Here is a 596-nt window from a genome sequence, read left to right on the forward strand (position 1 = left end):
GGTGCCGTCTTCTTCTGTGGTGCCGTCTTCTTCTGTGGTGCCGTCTTCTTCTGTGGTGCCGTCTGCTGCGTCGATGTCGGCGGGTTACGGGGGGGCGGGGTATTCGGCTTACGCTCCGTCTTCTTCTGCGGTGCCGCCTGCTGCGTCGATGTCGGCGGGTTACGGGGGGGCACGGCCGTTTCATGATCACGATGTGAGGCCGAGGATGGTGAATGGCCTGGTCATGTTGCGGGCTGCCCAGCGGGTGGCTTCGGTGATGTCGGGTCGGCCGGCCAGGCGTAGGGCATTGATGGCGAGGTTGCGTAGCGAGGCCAGGACACGGGGCCCGGATCGGGTACGCACTGTTGACTGGTCTTCGTGGTAGCAGGTGTCGCGGATGAAGTGCAGTGACTCGATGGCCCAGTGGCCGCGGTTGTAGGCGGCCAGCTCTGCTGGGCCGGCGCGGTCGGGGGTATGGCTGGCGATGCCGAGTTGCGCGGCTGCGGACTGCTTTCCGCTGGAGTTGTCGGTGACGTAGCGTTCGATCAGCCAGACCTGGTTGACGTGCGGGAACGGCAGGTCGGGCGGGGCGGGTAGGACCCGGATGGTGCGGCGGG

Annotated in this window: 1 pseudogene; it reads right to left on the reverse strand. The window is 66.6% G+C overall.

What is annotated here, in order from left to right:
• Positions 1-186: 186 nt before the first annotated feature.
• Positions 187-596: pseudogene (locus tag AB0H52_RS03950) on the reverse strand (ISAs1 family transposase); the annotation flags it as partial.

This window comes from Micromonospora sp. NPDC050695 (assembly GCF_040654415.1).
In the GTDB taxonomy this organism is placed as follows: domain Bacteria; phylum Actinomycetota; class Actinomycetes; order Mycobacteriales; family Micromonosporaceae; genus Micromonospora.